13 protein-coding genes and 1 pseudogene are annotated in these 15,104 nt (G+C 69.6%); 3 read left to right on the top strand and 11 right to left on the bottom strand.

Features of this window, described 5'->3' with window-relative positions; translation table 11 throughout:
• Positions 1-67: 67 nt before the first annotated feature.
• Together pafA and OIE75_RS07475 are read right to left on the bottom strand one after the other, a co-directional pair.
• Positions 68-1,429, bottom strand: a complete 1,362-nt coding sequence (gene pafA, locus OIE75_RS07470) for a Pup--protein ligase (RefSeq protein ID WP_064727032.1) — start codon at positions 1,427-1,429, stop codon at positions 68-70.
• 9 nt (positions 1,430-1,438) lie between these two features.
• Positions 1,439-2,698: an MFS transporter gene (locus OIE75_RS07475; protein WP_329470050.1), complete on the bottom strand. Its 1,260-nt coding sequence runs from the start codon at positions 2,696-2,698 to the stop codon at positions 1,439-1,441.
• Between the two features lie 124 nt (positions 2,699-2,822).
• Here OIE75_RS07475 and OIE75_RS07480 point away from each other — a divergent pair, with 124 nt between their 5' ends.
• Positions 2,823-3,833, top strand: coding sequence for a LacI family DNA-binding transcriptional regulator (locus OIE75_RS07480; protein WP_329470052.1), 1,011 nt, complete (start codon positions 2,823-2,825; stop codon positions 3,831-3,833).
• Between the two features lie 36 nt (positions 3,834-3,869).
• On the opposite strand, the gene prcA is transcribed toward OIE75_RS07480, so the two are convergent.
• The 6 genes and pseudogenes from prcA to arc form a co-directional block, all read right to left on the bottom strand.
• Positions 3,870-4,637: a proteasome subunit alpha gene (prcA, locus tag OIE75_RS07485; RefSeq protein WP_307010739.1), complete on the bottom strand. Its 768-nt coding sequence runs from the start codon at positions 4,635-4,637 to the stop codon at positions 3,870-3,872.
• 59 nt (positions 4,638-4,696) lie between these two features.
• Positions 4,697-5,542 carry a proteasome subunit beta gene (gene prcB, locus OIE75_RS07490; RefSeq protein ID WP_307010740.1) on the bottom strand — a complete coding sequence of 282 codons (846 nt, stop codon included), beginning with the start codon at positions 5,540-5,542 and terminating at the stop codon, positions 4,697-4,699.
• Positions 5,494-6,098, bottom strand: a pseudogene (locus OIE75_RS07495) (endonuclease VII domain-containing protein). Before OIE75_RS07495 ends, prcB begins: the two are co-directional and overlap by 49 nt.
• A 52-nt stretch (positions 6,099-6,150) precedes the next feature.
• Positions 6,151-6,369 carry a ubiquitin-like protein Pup gene (locus OIE75_RS07500; RefSeq protein WP_307010745.1) on the bottom strand — a complete coding sequence of 73 codons (219 nt, stop codon included), beginning with the start codon at positions 6,367-6,369 and terminating at the stop codon, positions 6,151-6,153.
• A gap of 181 nt (positions 6,370-6,550) precedes the next feature.
• On the bottom strand, positions 6,551-8,062 hold the full coding sequence (dop, locus tag OIE75_RS07505) for a depupylase/deamidase Dop (RefSeq protein ID WP_353608967.1): 1,512 nt from the start codon (positions 8,060-8,062) through the stop codon (positions 6,551-6,553).
• A 235-nt stretch (positions 8,063-8,297) separates the two neighbouring features.
• Entirely contained in the window at positions 8,298-10,064 is a 1,767-nt protein-coding gene (arc, locus tag OIE75_RS07510) for a proteasome ATPase (protein ID WP_122617315.1), read from the bottom strand.
• Positions 10,065-10,309: 245 nt separating this feature from the next.
• On the opposite strand from arc, the gene OIE75_RS07515 reads away from it, so the two are divergent.
• Positions 10,310-10,615 carry a ferredoxin gene (locus OIE75_RS07515; protein ID WP_122617317.1) on the top strand — a complete coding sequence of 102 codons (306 nt, stop codon included), beginning with the start codon at positions 10,310-10,312 and terminating at the stop codon, positions 10,613-10,615.
• Between the two features lie 47 nt (positions 10,616-10,662).
• Here OIE75_RS07515 and OIE75_RS07520 read toward each other — a convergent pair whose 3' ends face one another.
• From OIE75_RS07520 to OIE75_RS07530, 3 genes are all read right to left on the bottom strand, one after another.
• Complete coding sequence (locus OIE75_RS07520; RefSeq protein ID WP_307010749.1) at positions 10,663-11,241, bottom strand: hypothetical protein; 579 nt, start codon at positions 11,239-11,241, stop codon at positions 10,663-10,665.
• 221 nt (positions 11,242-11,462) lie between these two features.
• Positions 11,463-12,365: a tRNA (adenine-N1)-methyltransferase gene (locus OIE75_RS07525; protein ID WP_122617319.1), complete on the bottom strand. Its 903-nt coding sequence runs from the start codon at positions 12,363-12,365 to the stop codon at positions 11,463-11,465.
• 125 nt (positions 12,366-12,490) lie between these two features.
• Complete coding sequence (locus OIE75_RS07530) at positions 12,491-13,954, bottom strand: site-2 protease family protein (protein WP_329470054.1); 1,464 nt, start codon at positions 13,952-13,954, stop codon at positions 12,491-12,493.
• Positions 13,955-14,127: 173 nt separating this feature from the next.
• On the opposite strand from OIE75_RS07530, the gene OIE75_RS07535 reads away from it, so the two are divergent.
• Positions 14,128-15,099, top strand: a complete 972-nt coding sequence (locus tag OIE75_RS07535; RefSeq protein ID WP_307010751.1) for a RecB family exonuclease — start codon at positions 14,128-14,130, stop codon at positions 15,097-15,099.
• The last annotated feature ends 5 nt before the right edge of the window (positions 15,100-15,104 follow it).

Here is a 15,104-nt window from a genome sequence, read left to right on the forward strand (position 1 = left end):
ATAACGTACGGTGCCCGTGTGGCGTTCCGCCCTTTCGCGCGGTGACGCGTAACTCACCCGGCCGGGGTCACATCCCGGCGATCAGCTTCTCCACCCGGTCGTCCACCGAACGGAACGGGTCCTTGCACAACACGGTGCGCTGCGCCTGGTCGTTGAGCTTGAGGTGCACCCAGTCGACGGTGAAGTCCCGCCGCTGCTCCTGCGCCCGCCGGATGAAGTCACCGCGCAGCCGGGCCCGAGTGGTCTGCGGCGGCACCGACTTGCCCTCGAAGATCTTCAAGTCGTTGGCGACCCGGGCCGCCTGGCCCTTCTTCTCCAGCAGGTAGTAGAGGCCACGACGCCGGTGGATGTCGTGGTAGGCGAGGTCTATCTGCGCGACCCGCGGATGCGACATGGTCATGTTGTGCTTGGCCCGGTACCGCTCGATGAGCTTGTACTTCATGACCCAGTCGATCTCGGTGTCGATACGGTCGAGGTCCTCGGCCTCGATCGCGTCCAGCGTGCGCCCCCACAGCTCCAGCACCCGCTCCACGGTGCCGGTGCGGATACCGCGGCGCTCGCAGAAGTCCACGGCCTTCTCGTAGTACTCCCGCTGCACCTCCAGCGCGGACGCCTCCCGGCCGCTGGCCAGACGCACCTTGCGCCGTCCGGTGATGTCGTGGCTGACCTCGCGGATCGCCCGGATCGGGTTCTCCAGGGTCAGATCACGCATCACCGTGCCCGCCTCGATCATGCGCAGCACCAGGTCGGTGGCGCCGACCTTGAGCAGCATGGTCGTCTCGGACATGTTCGAGTCGCCCACGATGACGTGCAGGCGCCGGTAGCGCTCGGCGTCGGCGTGCGGCTCGTCGCGGGTGTTGATGATGGGACGGGAGCGGGTGGTCGCCGAGGAGACGCCCTCCCAGATGTGCTCCGCCCGCTGACTGACGCAGTACACCGCACCGCGCGGCGTTTGCAGCACCTTTCCGGCGCCGCACAGCAGCTGCCGGGTCACCAGGAACGGAATGAGGATGTCCGCGAGCCGCGAGAACTCCCCGTGCCGCGCCACCAGATAGTTCTCGTGGCAGCCGTAGGAGTTGCCGGCGGAGTCGGTGTTGTTCTTGAAGAGGTAGACGTCGCCCGCGATTCCCTCCTCGTGCAGGCGTCGTTCGGCGTCCACCAGGAGTCCTTCGAGAATGCGCTCGCCCGCCTTGTCGTGGGTGACGAGTTCGATCACGTTGTCACATTCGGGTGTCGCGTATTCCGGATGTGATCCCACGTCGAGATAGAGGCGGGCCCCGTTGCGCAGAAAGACATTGCTGCTGCGGCCCCATGACACGACACGGCGGAAGAGGTACCGCGCCACCTCGTCAGGCGACAGGCGGCGCTGTCCCCTGAACGTGCACGTGACGCCGTACTCGTTCTCCAGCCCGAAAATGCGGCGGTCCATGACTGAACATTACGCCTGATGACCCGAACTGAAACGGGGTTCGACGGCACGGTTTGGATCATTTTCCGATGAAGCCGCAACCACCGCTCCCCGCGCGGGAGCTGCGAGGACCCGCCCCGTGGCCACCAGCACGAGCAGCGACACCGCCCCCGCCGCCCCGGGCACCGCGAAGCCCCACAGGGCCCCACCGTGCTCCACCACGGGCCCCGTGAGCCCGGTCCCCACCGACGCCCCCACCGTGAAGGTCGTCACCAGCCACGAGAACGCCTCCGTCACCGTCCCGCGCGGAGCGTGCACATCGACGAGGACGAACGCACAAGCGATGCACGGCGCCAGGAAGACACCCGCGAGAACCGTCAGCAGCACCATCGCGACGGCACCCGGCATCCACATCAGCGGCAGATAACAGACCGCCAGCAGAGCCACCAGCAGGCGCAGTCGCCGGGCCGGCTCACCGGTCCACCGCCGCGCCCCGTACACCGCTCCTCCGACCAGCGCACCGAGCCCGAGAGCGGCCATCAGCCAGCCGTACACCGCGTCACCACCGTGCCCGTCGGCGTACGGCACCGACGCCACGGTGATGGAACCGAGCGCCATCCCGATGAACAGGAACGCTCCCAGCAGCGCCAGCAGTCCGCCCGAACGCAGCGCGCCCAGCCAGTGCGCCTCCCGAGGCGCCGACCGCCACGCGCGCGAAGGCGGCGACACCACCACGGACAGCGCGCCCAGCACACCCAGCCCGTTGAGCACCAGCAACGCGACCAGCGGCGACCACAACGACACGCACACCGTCACCAGCAACGGCCCGACGGTGAACATGACCTCCTGCGCCACGGCGTCCATCGCGTACGCCGTGTGCACCTGCTCCTCCTTGCCGAGCACACTGGGCCACAGCGCCCGCAAACCGCCCTCCAACGGCGGCGTGAACAACCCGGCCGCACCCACGGCCACATACGCGACCACGGCCGACCCGGTACCGGCGAAGGCGAACACACCCATCGCCAGCGCCGACAGCACGGCCGCCGGCAACTGCACCAGGGGCTGCCCGCGCAGGTCCACCAGCCGCCCCAGCACCGGCTGCCCCACCGCGTTCGCGACGCCGTACACGGCGGCCAGCGCCCCCGCGAGACTGTACGAGCCGCCCTCCGCCCGCACGAACAGCACGATCGCGATCGCCGCCGTGGCGTTCGGCAACCGCCCCACCAGCGTGCCGACCAGCAGCCGCACGGCGTGCCGCGCCCGGAGGATGTCCAGATACCCGGCGACCACGCGGCGCCCCCTTCTCCTGCTGCACTCACTGACGTGCAGACGTGCTGACGTGTTACGTATAACTACCTCCGCCATACGTACCATGTCGCCAGTTCACGAGTCCAGACGAAAGCGCAGGCGAACGGTGGCACAAGGCAGCACCCGCCCCACCAGCCGGGACGTCGCCCAGGCAGCCGGAGTGTCCCAGGCCGCGGTCTCCCTGGTACTCGGCGACAAATGGCGCGGCCGCGTCTCCGAGCCGACCGCACAGCGGGTCCGCGAGGCGGCCCACGAGCTGGGCTACCGCCCCAACCTCGCCGCGCGCAACCTGCGCCTGGGCCGCACCCGCACCGTCCTGCTGGTCGTCCCCGCGCTGACCACGGAGTTCTTCGCGGAGGTCTACACGGGCGCCGCACGCGTGGCCGCCGAGCACGGCTTCGGCGTCGTGCTCTACCCCTCCCCCGAGGGCGTGGGCCCCGCCCGGGACCCCTTCGCCTCCGCGCAGGCCGCGCTGGACGGCGTCATCGCGTCCTCCATGGCCGCCGACGCCCTCACGGCGATCCGGGGCGACCAGCTGCCCCTGGTCATGCTCGACAGCGATCCCGAGGGCAGCCTCGGCGCCGCCACGGTCAACCTCGACATCGCCGACGGCATCCGCCAGGTCGCCGACCACCTGCTCACCCTGGGCCACCGCCGCTTCCTCCACCTCGCGGCCGACGTGCCCTCCTGGACCTTCGAAGTACGCGCCCGAGAACTGGCGGCCCGACTGTCCGCGGCCCCCGGCACCGACCTGCGCACGGCCCGCGCCCCCATCTCCATCGAAGGCGCCCGCACCGCCACGGAGGCCGCGCTCAGAGCACCCGGACCCCAGCCCACGGCCCTGGTCTGCGACGACGACAAACTGGCGGCCGGCGCCTACAAGGCAGCCCGACGAGCGGGACTGCGCGTCCCCGACGACCTCTCCGTCACCGGCCTGGACGACCTCGGCCTGGCCACCGCCATCGACCCCGAACTGACCACCGTCCGCCTCGACGCGGAAGCCTTCGGCGAACGCGGCATGCGGGCACTGCTGGCCGTACTGGACGGGCAGGCCCCCGAGAAAGGGGACCTGCCCGTCAGCCTGGTCGTACGGGGCTCCACGGCACCGCCGCGGTGAGCCGGACGGGGCGGCGGAAAGCCGCCCCGCCTCCTCCTACTCGTCCGTCCCGGCGTCCGCGTCGTCCGCGTCGGACGCATCCGCGGCCTCGGCACCCGCGCTCGCACCGGCTTCCAGCAGCCGCGACAACTGGCCGCCCACGATCCGCTTGAACTTCCGCTGCTGCGGCCGCGTACGGTCCAGCACAGCGACCTCCAGCCGCTCCGCCGGAATCTCCCGCTCACTGCCGTTCGTGTCACGCGACAGCGCCTGCACCGCCAGCTTCAGCGCCTCGGCCAGCGTCATACCGTCCCGGTGCCGCTGGTCCAGGTACCCGCTGATCTGCTCCGCGTTGCCCCCGACCGCGACCGAGCCGTGCTCGTCCACGATCGAGCCGTCGTGCGGCAGCCGATAGATCTGATCGCTCTCCGGACTGTCACCGACCTCCGCGACGACCAGCTCCACCTCGTACGGCTTCTCGGCCTGACTGGAGAAGATCGTGCCCAGCGTCTGCGCGTACACGTTCGCCAGACCACGGGCGGTCACGTCGTCCCGGTCGTACGTGTACCCGCGCAGATCGGCATAGCGCACGCCGCCGATCCGCAGGTTCTCGTACTCGTTGTACTTGCCGGCGGCCGCGAAGCCGATCCGGTCGTAGATCTCGCTGAACTTGTGCAGCGCACGGGACGGGTTCTCACCGACGAACACGATGCCGTCGGCGAACTGCAGCACGACCAGGCTGCGGCCACGGGCGATGCCCTTGCGGGCGTACTCCGCCCGGTCGGCCATGGCCTGCTGGGGTGAGACATAGAACGGCGTCGACACCGGTTATCCATCCCTTTCTGGAGAAGTCACTGGACCACCTGACAACACGAACGCACCCGCTACAGCAGCGCGGCCCGCGGACCGTCCGGGTGCTCGAGCCGCCGCTCCAGCACCGCACGGGCGAGCTCCGAGCCCTCGTCCTCGCTGAGCCGGCGGAAGCCGTCCTCGGTGATCACAGTGATGATCGGGTAGATCCGGCGGGCGACGTCGGGACCACCGGTCGCCGAGTCGTCGTCAGCCGCGTCGTACAGCGCCTGGACCACGAGCGTCGTGGCCTGCTCCTCGGTCAGATCCTCACGGAACAGCTTCTTCATCGCACCACGCGCGAAGATCGACCCCGACCCGGTGGTCGCGAAGTTCTGCTCCTCGGACCGCCCGCCCGTCACGTCGTACGAGAAGATCCGGCCCCTCCCCCGGTCCACGTCGTACCCGGCGAACAGCGGCACCACGGCCAGACCCTGCATCGCCATGCCCAGGTTGGACCGGATCATCGTGGACAGACGGTTCGCCTTGCCCTCCAGGGACAGCTGCGCCCCCTCGACCTTCTCGAAGTGCTCCAGCTCCAGCTGGAACAGCTTCACCATCTCCACGGCCAGGCCCGCCGTGCCGGCGATGCCCACCGCCGAGTACTCGTCGGCCGGGAAGACCTTCTCGATGTCCCGCTGGGCGATCATGTTGCCCATGGTGGCCCGCCGGTCACCGGCGAGGACGACGCCCCCCGGGAACGTGACGGCCACGATCGTGGTGCCGTGCGGCGCCTCGATCACACCCTGCACCGGCGGCAGCTGCCGGTTGCCCGGGAGCATCTCCGGCTGGTGCGCACCAAGGAAGTCCATGAAGGAGGAGGACCCGGGCGTCAGGAAGGCAGCTGGTAGACGCCCGGTGCTACGAGTGTTGGCTTCCACGCGATTCCCTCCACGTAAGCGGCAGCCCGCCTTATGGCATCGGGCCGATCCTTGAACTGCCCCAAGGCTGCGTTGCAGCTGAAGCACAGTACGCCTCGGACCCTACCCGTCTTGTGGCAGTGATCCACATGTGCGGCCGGAGCCGCCAAGCATATGCAGCAGACGCCGCCCTGGTCGGCGATCAACTGATCGCGCTCGGCCTCGGTGAGGCCGTAGTGGCGCTTCAGATGCCCTTCCCGCCCCTGGATGGCCCGGCATGCCTTGCAGCGGGTCGACAGGCCGTCGGAGGCGGTCGCATTGCGTGCCACTCACTGTGAGGCTTGACTTCACCGCAGGTCCTACAGAGCTTGTGCCCAGCTGGAACCTCGACCTTCTCGCGGACAGTCAGCCCCACGGCCTCCCGGCGGCGCCGGTAGTGCGGGGCGCTGTACTCCGCCACACACTCCCGACACCGCACTTGAAGGCCGTCAGCACGGTTCTTGTCCCGGGCGAACCCGGCCACGGGCAGATCCCGTCGGCAGCCGGTACACCGCTTCTCACCCGATGCTCCAACCACCCCGAAATCCCCCCGTCACCTTCAATTCGAAGGACATGCGGCCATCGAGGTCTTACTCTCCACCCTTTTGCACGAAGCTTCGCACGAAATCCTCGGCATTTTCCTCGAGTACGTCGTCGATTTCGTCCAGGACGGAGTCCACGTCGTCGTTCAGCTTTTCCTGGCGTTCCTTGAGGTCCTCGGAGGCCTGCGCGTCCTGCGTCTGCTCCTCGACCTCCTCGGTGGACCGCGTGGCCTTCTGCTGCCCGCCGCCGGTGTCCTTGGTCGCCATAACCCTCACCCCGCTCGGTTCGCCCGACACAGTTGCTCGGTTCAAGATCAGACCCTACAAGCCGGGTCCGACATCGACCCCGTAGTTTCCACAACGTACGAGGGCCATCTCGATGGTTCCCGGACCCGGTGGTTTTCCACCTCGTCCGGCGGTCTCCTTCTGGTGTACCCGCTGGCTGCCGCTACCCGCCGGCCAGCACCTTGACCAGGTCTTCCGCGGTGCGGCAGCGGTCCAGGAGCTCCTTGACGTGATTACGCGTTCCGCGAAGCGGTTCCAGGGTTGGCACCCGCTGGAGCGAGTCCCGGCCCGGCAGATCGAAGATCACCGAGTCCCAGGAGGCCGCCGCGACGTCGTCCGCGTACTGCTCCAGACAGCGTCCGCGGAAGTAGGCGCGGGTGTCCTCCGGCGGCTTCGTACGGGCCCGCTCGACCTCGTTCTCGTCCAGCAGCCGCTTGATGCGGCCGCGCTCCACCAGACGGTTGTACAGGCCCTTGTCGGGCCGTACGTCGGCGTACTGGAGGTCCACGAGGTGCAGCCGGGCCGCGTCCCAGTCCAGGTTGTCGCGGCGCCGGTAGCCCTCCATCAGCTCCCGCTTGGCGACCCAGTCCAGCTCGCCGGCGAGGCTCATGGGGTCGTTCTCCAGGCGGTTGAGGGTGTCCTCCCAGCGGCCGAGGACGTCCTTGGTCTGGTCGTCGGCGTCCGCGCCGTACCGCTCCTCGACGTACTTGCGGGCCAGTTCGTAGTACTCCATCTGGAGCTGGACCGCGGTCAGTGTGCGGCCGCTGCGGAGCGTGACCAGGCGTTTGAGCGTGGGGTCGTGGGAGACCTGGTGCAGCGTGCGAACGGGCTGGTCGACGGCCAGGTCGACGGCGATGAAGCCGTCCTCGATCATCGACAGCACGAGTGCCGTGGTGCCGAGTTTCAGGTAGGTCGAGATCTCGGACAGATTGGCGTCGCCGATGATCACGTGGAGCCGCCGGTACTTCTCGGCGTCCGCGTGGGGTTCGTCGCGGGTGTTGATGATGGGGCGCTTGAGCGTCGTCTCCAGGCCGACCTCGACCTCGAAGTAGTCGGCGCGCTGGCTGAGCTGGAAGCCGTGTTCGTGGCCGTCCTGGCCGATGCCGACGCGGCCGGCGCCGGTGAAGACCTGGCGGGAGACGAAGAAGGGGGTCAGGTGGCGCACGATGTCGGAGAAGGCGGTCTCCCGCTTCATCAGGTAGTTCTCGTGCGTGCCGTAGGAGGCGCCCTTGTTGTCGGTGTTGTTCTTGTAGAGGTGGATCGGCTGGGCGCCGGGCAGCTGGGCGGCCCGGTCGGCGGCCTCGGCCATGATCCGTTCGCCGGCCTTGTCCCACAGCACGGCGTCCCGCGGGTTGGTGACCTCCGGAGCGCTGTATTCGGGGTGGGCGTGGTCGACGTAGAGCCGTGCTCCGTTGGTGAGGATGACGTTGGCCAGGCCGATGTCCTCGTCGGTGAGCTGGCTGGAGTCGGCCGACTCACGGGCGAGGTCGAAGCCTCGCGCGTCCCGCAGCGGGTTCTCCTCCTCGAAGTCCCAGCGGGCCCGGCGGGCCCGGTGCATCGCCGCCGCGTAGGCGTTGACGATCTGGGACGAGGTGAGCATGGCATTGGCGTTCGGGTGGCCGGGGACGGAGATCCCGTACTCCGTCTCGATGCCCATTACTCGCCGTACTGTCATGCGGCCCTCCTTGCCCGGCGGTGCCCTCGGTCGTGGGCGCCGCTCAAGTACCGCTGGCGCTCCGATGCGTGTGCGGTGCCCGTCCCCGCACTGCGCGACTCGGCGGTATGGAAGAGCCTAGAACGCCTTTGCACTGGTGGGGAGATCATTTGCGGCATTGCCTTGCTCCAGTCGGGGCTCCGGAAAACAGTCGGCTGCGGGTACCCATTGAGGGGACCCGCAGCCGCCCCGCCTTTTACAGGTACTGACCGGTGTTCGCCACCGTGTCGATGGAGCGTCCGGTGTCCGCGCCCTGCTTTCCGGTGACGAGCGTACGGATGTACACGATCCGCTCGCCCTTCTTTCCGGAGATCCTGGCCCAGTCGTCCGGGTTGGTGGTGTTCGGCAGGTCCTCGTTCTCCTTGAACTCGTCCACGCAGGCCTGGAGGAGGTGGGAGACGCGGAGGCCCTTCTGGGTCTTCTCGAGGAAGTCCTTGATCGCCATTTTCTTGGCGCGGCCCACGATGTTCTCGATCATGGCGCCGGAATTGAAGTCCTTGAAATAGAGGACTTCCTTGTCGCCGTTGGCGTAGGTGACCTCCAGGAAGCGGTTCTCCTCGGATTCGGCGTACATCTGTTCCACCGCCGTCTGGATCATGCTCTGGACGGTGGCACCCCTGTCCTTTCCGTGTTCGGAGAGGTCGTCGGAGTGGAGCGGGAGGCGCTCGGTGAGGTACTTGCCGAAGATGTCCTTGGCCGCCTCGGCGTCCGGACGCTCGATCTTGATCTTCACGTCGAGCCGGCCGGGCCGCAGGATGGCGGGGTCGATCATGTCCTCACGGTTGGAGGCGCCGATCACGACCACGTTCTGCAGGCCCTCCACACCGTCGATCTCGGCGAGCAGCTGGGGGACGATGGTGTTCTCCACGTCCGAGCTGACGCCGGAGCCGCGGGTGCGGAAGAGGGATTCCATCTCGTCGAAGAAGACGATGACGGGGGTGCCCTCGCTGGCCTTCTCGCGGGCTCGCTGGAAGACCAGGCGGATCTGCCGCTCGGTCTCGCCGACGTACTTGTTGAGCAGCTCGGGGCCCTTGATGTTGAGGAAGAAGCTCTTGCCGGCGGCTTGACCGGTGACCTCGGCGACCTTCTTGGCCAGCGAGTTGGCGACCGCCTTGGCGATGAGCGTCTTGCCGCATCCGGGGGGTCCGTAGAGCAGGACTCCCTTGGGCGGCCGCAGCTCGTGCTCCCGGAACAGGTCGGGATAGAGGTAGGGGAGCTCGACCGCGTCCCGGATGGCCTCGATCTGTCCGCCGAGGCCGCCGATCTGCTCGTATCCGATGTCGGGGACTTCTTCGAGGACGAGTTCCTCGACCTCGCTCTTGGGCACGACCTCGTAGACGTAGCCGGAGCGTGGTTCGAGCAGGAGGGCGTCGCCGGGGCGGATGGTCAGGCCGCGCAGCGGTTCGGCGAGCCTCACCACCCTCTCCTCGTCGGTGTGCCCGAGCACGAGGGCTCGCTCGCCGTCCTCGAGGATCTCCTTGAGGGTGACGATGTCTCCGACGCTCTCGTACTCCATGGCCTCGACCACGTTGAGTGCTTCGTTGAGCATCAGTTCCTGGCCGCGTCGGAGCTCGTCGAGCTCGACGCTCGGGCTGACGTTCACCCGGAGTTTGCGGCCGCCGGTGAAGATGTCGGCGGTGCCGTCCTCGTTGGCCTGCAGGAAGACTCCGAAGCCGGCCGGTGGCTGGGCCAGCCGGTCGACCTCCTCCTTGAGGGCCACGATCTGGTCGCGGGCCTCGCGGAGTGTGCCGGCGAGCCGCTCGTTCTGTGCGGACACGCCGGCCAGGTTGGTCTGCAGTTCGACGATCCGCTCTTCGAGAATTCTCGTGTGCCGCGGAGATTCGGCGAGCTTGCGTCGCAGGACGGCGATCTCCTGCTCAAGGTAGGCCACCTGCCCGGCCGGGTCGTCGGACCCGCGTCCCGGGCGGATGCCGCGGTTCATGTCGTCGTCGTGGGCTGCCACGGTCCTCACCTCCTCCATGGGGAGCTGGACGCTTCCAGACCCTACCTGGGTGGGTGTCGATTGAAACCCCTAGATCACAAAGACTGTCGGGGTGTGTCCGATCTTCACCCTTGCGCTCTCCCTCACGCCAGGGGAATACCCACCGGACGTGAATGGAACCCAGGCGGGGGTACGCTCGAAGCGTTCAACACCCGTCGGAGCTGGCCGGATTCCCGAGCGGCTCGGCGCAGGAGACGGCAGGAGAGATGAGCGTGCAGCAGGAGGCCGGAGTCGACGGCGAGGCTCTGGAGGTCTGGATCGACCAGGACCTGTGTACCGGTGACGGCATCTGTGCCCAGTACGCGCCCGAGGTGTTCGAGCTGGACATCGACGGTCTGGCCTACGTGAAGGGCGCGGACGACGAGCTTCTGCAGGCTCCTGGGGCGGCAACACCCGTGCCGTTGCCGCTTCTCACGGACGTGGTCGACTCCGCGAAGGAGTGTCCGGGCGAGTGCATCCACGTACGTCGGGTTTCGGACAGGGCCGAGGTCTACGGCCCGGACTCAGAGTGACCAAATTGTGACTCGGCGTCTACGGTGCGTGACCGGTGTCCGTTGGGTCACACGGTGCGCGCCTGGGACGGCGCGTCGCTGACGAACGCGCCGTTCTCCCAGCGCCACTTCGCGTGGTCGGTGACGTCGGGGCAGCAACTGGGTACGTCGGCCGACGAGTAGCCGAGGAGGGTGGCCCGCACGGCTCCGCGGCCGTCCACCGTCAGTCCGGTGACGGTGTGGCGGTCCTTCGGGTCCACGAGGGTGGCCACGACCCGCGGCTTGCCTCCGTCGGCGCCGTGTGTGACGACGTACACGCCGTCGGGCGGGGTCCCCATGGGTGCGTCGCAGTGCACGGCCGCCACCGTCTCGGGCCGTCCGTCGCCGTCGAGGTCGCCGGACGCCTTCTTCTGCACCACGGCCTTGACGGGGCCGCACTCCAGGGGGAAGGCGACGGCCGCCGGATCGGGGGGCGTGCCGTGGGCCGGCGCGGTCTTGGGGCCGGCGGCGGGCTGTGCCGCCGTGGCCGCGTCGGGCTGGAGGACCGAGGACAGGGCGACCACCGCGGCGACGGCCGTGGCGGTGGCGACCCAGTGGATCGGCCGGGTGTGCGTGTGGGACAGGTCCGGAACGGCGGGGTGCTGCACGAGGAGTGTCTCCTGTGAGGGCTGTGCCGGTGGGGGTGGCCAGCATCGTGCCACACGTCACAGTGCGAGGGAACGGCGGGGTGGGTACCTGGTCGGATTGCCACGGTCGCGGCTCGCTCCCGGGGGGTGCCTGTCAACGCGAAGACGCCGTGGTGGAGTTCCCGGGGGCTGCCGGGAACTCCACCACGGCGTACGTGCGTTGATCAAGGCACGGGGGTGCCTCAGCGGCCGGCGCCTCCGTCGGCGTTGGGCCCGGCGTAGTCCTCGCCGTAGGCGCCCTTGGCGGGGCGGCGGCGGCGCATGGGGGGCTCGACTCCGTCGGCGAGGCGGCGGGCGGTGAGCAGGAAGCCGGTGTGGCCGATCATCCGGTGGTCCGGACGGACGGCGAGGCCCTCGACGTGCCAGTTGCGGATCATCGTCTCCCAGGAGGTCGGCTCGTTGAAGGAGCCGATCTCGCGGATGGACTCGACGGTCCGGGCGAGCTGGGTGGTGGTCGCGACGTAGCAGCACAGGATGCCGCCGGGCACGAGAGCCTTGGAGACGGCCTCGAGGCACTCCCAGGGGGCGAGCATGTCGAGGATGACGCGGTCGACGTCGGTGTCGGAGAGGTTGTCCTGGAGGTCGCCGACGGTGAGCTGCCAGGCGGGGTGCGGTTCGCCGAAGTAGCGCTCCACGTTCTGGCGGGCGATGTCGGCGAAGTCCTCGCGGCGCTCGTAGGAGTGCAGCATGCCCTGGTCGCCGATGGCGCGCAGCAGGAAGCTGCTCAGCGAGCCGGAGCCCACGCCGGCCTCCACGACGCGAGCGCCGGGGAAGATGTCGGCGAAGGCAAGGATCTGCCCCGCGTCCTTCGGGTAGACGACGGCTGCCCCGCGGGGCATGGACAGGACGTAGTCGGGGAGCAGGGGGCGCAGCGCGAGGTAGGCGACGTTCCCGGTGGTGCGGACAACGCTGCCCTCGGGAGCACCGATCAGTTCGTCGTGGGGGAAGGAACCCTTGTGGGTGTGGAAGTTCTTCCCGGCCTCGAGCGTGAACGTGTAGTGGCGGCCCTTGGGGTCGGTCAGCTGAACCTGGTCCCCGACCTTGAAGGGCCCGCGTCTGCGGGCGGCACCGGTCGGTTCGGACATGTGACCAGCCTACCGGTTCCCTGCCGGGGGCTGGACCAGCGTAGGGGGTGGTGGCTGCGTGCGTGCGAAGTGCGCGGGCCGTGCGGGGTTGCCCGCGCAGGACCCCGCGCCTCTTCGGGGCGCGTTCAGCTGGGCCTTGCCATTGCCTTGACGAAGGCCCGCTCGACGTCGGCCGCGGACAGGACGCCGTAGATCTCGCCGGACTCCTCGATCACGAGGTACTCGCTGGCGGGGTTGGCGCGCAGGGCGTCCAGGAGCTCTTCGCCCGAGAGTTCGGCGGAGACGCGCATGCCGTCGGTGAGGTCCTGGGCGAGGGTGCTGACGGCCACCCAGGGGCGGCGGTGTTCCGGTACGCCGACGATGGCGGCCTCGCGGACCAGGGAGACGGGTCCGCCTTCGGTGTCGACGACGACCAGGGCGCGGGCTCCGGAGGCGTTGGCGCGGCGCAGGGCCTCGGAGAGGGGGGTGTCGGCGGGTACGGGGACGGCGCGCCGGGTGAGGGCGCGGGCGCGCAGTTCGGGGAGGTGTTCGCGCAGGCGGGCCATGCGGAGGCTGTTTCCGGCGCCGGTCCAGATGATGGCGGCGAGGATCGCGGCGAGCAGGGCGTCCATGACGGTGTCCATGCCGACGTTGTCCACGGCGTCGGAGCCGAGGGCGCCGGACTGGGTGAGCAGGGGCAGCCCGATCAGGACGGAGACGGCGAGGGCACGGCCGACCCAGGCGGCGGCGACGGTGCCGTGCATGGGCTTGCCGGTGATCTTCCAGACGACGGCGCGGAGCATGCGGCCGCCGTCGAGGGGGAGGCCGGGCAGGAGGTTGAAGGCGGCCACGATCAGGTTGGAGATCATCAGGCCGGCCAGCAGGACGCCGGGGACGGTGCCGGGTTCCACGGGCAGCAGGGCGAGGTAGAAGACGCCGGAGAGGACCAGGGAGAGGAGTGGGCCGACGAAGGCCAGCACGAATTCGCGGCCGGGGGTCTCGGCCTCCTTCTCGATCTCGGAGACGCCGCCGAAGAACTGGAGCTGGATGCGGCGCACGGGGAGCTTGAAGCGGAGTGCGGCGACGGTGTGCGCCAGTTCGTGGACGAGGACGGAGGCGTAGAAGGCGACGGCGAAGAAGAGGGAGACGAGGTAGCGGGCGGCGCCCAGCTCGGGCAGCACGCGGTCGAGCTGGCCGCCGAAGACCCAGGTGATGAGGGCGGCGACGAGGAACCAGCTGGGTGCGACGTACACGGGCACGCCGAAGGGCCTGCCCATCAGGAGCCCTCCGCCGGGTTCGGGCCGGCGCTGCGGTGGCCGCCCGGGTCCGCCCTTGCCGTCGCCGCGGGGTTCGCCGCCGGCGTGGTGGGCGGGGGGACGGGGCGGGGACTGCGGGGGCGGGGTCGGGTCCGGGTGCTGGTTGTCGTCGTTCCGGCCCGGGTCCTGGTTGTCGGTGGGGCCCTGGGGCTCCGGGCCCGGTGTCCCGGGTGTCGTGGGGGCCGCGGGGTCCGGCTGTGCGCCGTCGGCGGCCGGGGTCGTGGGACCCGACTGGGGCCGGGCCGACTCGTCGTTGCCGGACCGCGGGTGCCCGCTCCCGCCGCTCACGTCCACGGTGTCCCCTCGTTCGAAGCGTCTCCCGCCTGCCGGACGGGAGGGTCTCCTGTCGATGGTATGCGTCCGCCCCCGTCCGTTCCGCCCCGGCACCCCTGTGCTTCCCTTCCGTCGCACGGGTCACGGGCCACGGGCTGGGTCACTGTCGGTGGCGGGCCGTAAGGTCTGTGGGCATGGAGACGAGCATCGAGGATGTCGCGGAGGACGCGGGCGGACCCGCCCGACCGGCGACGACGCTGGCGGACGGCGCGGACGCGGCGGTGGGCGCGGAGGCCGCCGCCCCCGCCCCCGTGGCGATACGGCCCGCCTCGCTCTCGCCCTCCCGGGCCGGCGATTTCATGCAGTGCCCGTTGTTGTACCGGTTCCGGGTCATCGACCGGCTGCCGGAGAAGCCGAGCGAGGCGGCGACGAGGGGCACGCTGGTGCACGCGGTGCTGGAGCGGCTCTTCGACGCCCCGGCGGCCGAGCGCACCGCTCCGCGGGCCAAGGCGCTGGTTCCCGGTCAGTGGGACCGGTTGCGGGAGAGCAGGCCGGAGGTCGGCGAGCTGTTCGCGGACGATCCGGAGGGCGAGCGGCTGGCGCGGTGGCTCGGGGAGGCGGAGCGGCTCGTCGAGCGGTGGTTCACCCTGGAGGACCCGAGCCGGCTGGAGCCCGCCGAGCGGGAGCTGTTCGTGGAGGCGGAGCTGGACTCGGGGCTGCGGCTGCGCGGCATCATCGACCGGGTCGACGTGGCTCCCACGGGCGAGGTGCGGATCGTCGACTACAAGACGGGCAAGGCTCCGAAGCCGCAGTACGCCGAGGGCGCGCTGTTCCAGATGAAGTTCTACGCGCTGGTGGTGTGGCGGCTGAAGAAGGTCGTCCCGCGGCGCCTGCAGCTCGTCTATCTCGGCAGCGGCGACGTGCTCACCTACGATCCGGTCCTCGCCGACCTGGAGCGGGTGGAGCGCAAGCTGCTGGCGTTGTGGGAGGCGATCCGGCTGGCGACCGAGACGGGTGAGTGGCGTCCGCGGCCCACCAAGCTGTGCGGCTGGTGCGACCACCAGGCGCACTGCCCGGAATTCGGCGGTACTCCCCCGCCCTACCCGCTGCCGGTGAGGGCGGCCGAGTCCGCTTGCACCGAGCAGGGCAGAATGGGCCCGGGCTAGCCGAA

Origin of the sequence: Streptomyces sp. NBC_01723, assembly GCF_036246005.1 — a bacterium.
In the GTDB taxonomy this organism is placed as follows: Bacteria; Actinomycetota; Actinomycetes; order Streptomycetales; family Streptomycetaceae; genus Streptomyces.

Excerpts from the sequence above, each read along its gene's own strand:
- OIE75_RS07525 (WP_122617319.1), bottom strand. The coding sequence starts at position 12,365 with ATGTCCGAACCGACCGGTGCCGCCCGCAGACGCGGGCCCTTCAAGGTC.
- OIE75_RS07535 (WP_307010751.1), top strand. The coding sequence starts at position 14,128 with ATGGAGACGAGCATCGAGGATGTCGCGGAGGACGCGGGCGGACCCGCC.
- pafA (WP_064727032.1), bottom strand. The coding sequence starts at position 1,429 with ATGGACCGCCGCATTTTCGGGCTGGAGAACGAGTACGGCGTCACGTGC.
- OIE75_RS07500 (WP_307010745.1), bottom strand. The coding sequence starts at position 6,369 with ATGGCGACCAAGGACACCGGCGGCGGGCAGCAGAAGGCCACGCGGTCC.
- OIE75_RS07515 (WP_122617317.1), top strand. The coding sequence starts at position 10,310 with ATGAGCGTGCAGCAGGAGGCCGGAGTCGACGGCGAGGCTCTGGAGGTC.
- dop (WP_353608967.1), bottom strand. The coding sequence starts at position 8,062 with ATGACAGTACGGCGAGTAATGGGCATCGAGACGGAGTACGGGATCTCC.